Origin of the sequence: Bartonella sp. CE47NXGY, assembly GCF_042195415.1 — a bacterium.
Lineage (GTDB): Bacteria > Pseudomonadota > Alphaproteobacteria > Rhizobiales > Rhizobiaceae > Bartonella.
The window spans coordinates 1-3,515 of record NZ_JBHIOI010000070.1 but is presented as its reverse complement, the minus strand read 5'-3'; the positions used below and the strand labels follow the sequence as shown (position 1 = coordinate 3,515).

Genomic DNA, 3,515 nt, shown 5'->3' with positions numbered 1-3,515 from the left:
TCAGGCGGCATACGCTATCAGTTTTAAATCAAGGCTGTAAAAATAGCCTATTCATTCTATTCAATTTAATAAAAAGGGCAGCACAATATGCTGCCCTTTTTGTACATTAAAGTCATCCTTTTTCCTTTTAAAGCACCCTTCCCTCTTTATACTTAGTTCTTTACGAAAATCACCAAGACAAGACACAACAAACGCAACAGAGCACTTCCATCCCCAGTGGATGAAGAGTACTTCCTACTTTGAAAAAAAGAGAAGTCTATTAGAAATAAATTAATACCACTGTGTTGAAAGATGAAAACCCACTTTAACCCCAAGTAAGTTAGCTTTTTTACAAGCTTCTTCTACATCCTTTTTTGTTCCCTCATAACCCCAATTTGGGGTATATAATAATCCCTACCATCATGTAAAAGATGTCATGGTACCACTATATCAGTATCTCACAATATTTCTCTGAATAATAATATTCAAAATTATAATTCTTTAAATAAAATCCATTATAAATACATTTTGTATTAGACATAATTAATATCAATTATTTTTTAATTTTGACAAAAAACCAAAAATGTCTTACCAAATAAAAACAATTACTGAAATTAATAACAACTATCCATTTTCACTTCTTCTTATAAAGTTCGCGGGGAAATGAATATTTGGGAACTCTCATAAGGAGAATACTAGTGTATAAAACATCCCTTTTATCATGCACAGCTGCGGCTGCTATCATACTATTCAACATCCAGTTCACTGCACATGCTGAAACTCTTGACGTTGCCAACGAAGAAAAAGATATATCCGGAAAAACGTACGAGACTATTTATGTAAAAAACAAAGGAAAAATCACCGGTAGTACTGTAACCGTAACTGGAAATAAAAACACAAATACAGACACAGGTAGCGATAAATATGTTGTAACAGTTGAAGGTGCTAACAGTGCGCTTGAATTAAATGGCTTAAATATTCAAGGCACTGATTCTGATGTTCGTTTTGGTATTTCTGTAAAAGACGGCGCTAACATCAACCTGACCGGGGGAAACATTACAGCTTCTCAAACTGGCGTTTATATCGATGGTAGTAAGGATAATAGAAATATACTGCAAAATGTAGTAATATCAGATAATAAAAATGAAGCATCATCACTCCTTGGAATAAAAATAAACAAGAAAAGTTTTATCACTTTAGAAAATGTAACAGTTAAACAAGCACAAACTGCCATAGATGCATATGATTCCACAGTAAAAGTTTTAGGAGGATCATTTGATGCAGAAAAAACCGCAATATTTGCTCAAAACGGCAGCAACATCACTTTAACTGGCGATGCAAACATTACATCTAATGATGTTGGACTCTATGCGGCAGGTTCAAAGGCCATCATCGAAATGACAGGAGGGAGCATCACAGCGAAAGAGCAAGCAGTAAAGACAACATACGGTGGCCATATTATTGCTACAGATGTCACCCTAAAAACAAAAGATGTTTATGGAATTGGTGTAGCTTGTGAAGACCTTAGCATAATTGAATTACTTGGAAAGACAACGATTAATAATGCTTTCATCGGGATTCAAGTAATAGATGAGGCCACAATCAAGATGATTGGAGGAACCATTACAGCTTCTGCAGCTGGTGCTACATTCTTAAACAGTCACAGTTATAAATATGAAAACAAACTAGAAAATGTGACCATATCGAGTATTAAAGAGGATGTGCCACTGTTCTTTGGAATAAAAGCAGATGCAAGTTATATCTCTTTAAATAATGTAACAGTGACGCAAGCACAAACTGCCATAGAGGCATATGATTCCATAATAAACGTTTTAGGAGGATCATTTGATGCAGAAAGAACAGCAATATTTGCTCAAAACGGCAGCACCATCGCTTTAACTGGCGATGCAAACATTACATCTAATAATGCTGCTGGACTCCATGCGGCAGATTCAAAGTCCATCATCGAAATGACAGGGGGGAGCATCACAGCGAAAGAGCAAGCAGTAAAGACAACATCCGGTGGCCATATTACTGTTACAGATGTCACCCTAAAAACAAAAGATGGTTATGGAACTGGTGCAGTTTCTAGTGGCCTTGGTAGCATGATTGAATTACTTGGAAAGACAACGATTAATGATGCTTTCTTTGGGCTTCAAGCACAAAACGGTGGCGCAATCAAGATGACTGGGGGAACCATTACAACTTCTTCAACTGGTGCTATATTCTCAAACAGTAACAGTAGTGAAAACAAACTAGAAAATGTGACAATATCGGGTGTTCAAAAGGATGGGACACTGTACTATGGAATAAACGCAAATAAAAGTACCGTCACTTTAAAAGATGTAACAGTGGCTCAAGCAGCCACCGGTGTATTTGAAAAAGGTGTATTAGCAGAGAATGATTCGACAATAACAATCTCGGGAGGATCATTTCATGCACAAAATACAACAATATCTGCTAAAAGCGGCAGTGCCATCACTTTAACCAACAATGCAAACATTACATCTGATAACGTTGGACTCTATGCGGAAGGTTCAAACTCCACCATCAGCATGACGGAAGGAACCGTCACGGGGAAAGGTAATGCATTGGTTGCTGAAAATGGTGGACATATTACTGTTGCAGATGTGACCCTAAAAACAAATGATAGCGATAAGTCATCTGGTGTATTTTCTAATGGCGCAAACAGTGTAATTTTTCTTGAAAAAACAACGATTAGTAATAGTGAAACTGGGCTTGCAGCAATCGATGGTGGTGCAGTCAACATGACGGGAGGATCCGTAGCAGCGAACGAAACGGCGTTATTTGCAATCAACGGTGGGCATATTGATTTGACAAATGTTTCTGCAACAGCAGAAGTTTCTGGTTTGCAATTCGTAACTCACCCTACTACCAAACAAGATGAGCTAAATGATCCACAAAAACATCATAGCAATGAAATCAATCTGACCAATGCAGAGCTTCATGCTGAAAATGGCACAGGAATTTTCATTAGAGCTTTCACTAACGCTAACATTAAAAATAGTGCTGATCTGTCAATTGGTACAGTTAATCTCACAAATTCAGAAATCCATGCCGACGTGTTATTAAGGGACGGCCTCTTTACAAAAAAAGAAAGCTTTTGGGAAGAGAAAGATATTAATGAGATCTCCAATGGCACCTTCACATTAAGCGCTGATCATTCAAATTTAGAAGGCAGAGCGAATATTGCTAAAGACAGAAATGTACGTTTTGATCTAAAAAACAAGACAACATGGACACTAAAGACCAGTACAAAAGAAAAAGATGCTGATGGCAATCTGCTTGATATTGCTCAAAGATCACGTTCTGATATTTCCACGCTTAATTTCGATAACAGCTCTATTATCTTTAATGGACCAACAGAAGATCATTATCACACATTGCATATAGGTTCTGGTAAACCAGATACGCAAGCCGTCTACAACGCCTCTGGTGATGCAAAGATTTACTTCAACATTGCTTGGAGTGATGGCGTAGCAAGTGCCGATCAAAAAACCGATAGACTTCTGATC

General features: G+C 37.4%; 1 pseudogene. It reads left to right on the top strand.

The annotated features are described in order from the left end of the window. Positions 1–677: 677 nt before the first annotated feature. Positions 678–3,515 (top strand): annotated as a pseudogene (locus ACFIL3_RS09250) (autotransporter outer membrane beta-barrel domain-containing protein); the annotation flags it as partial.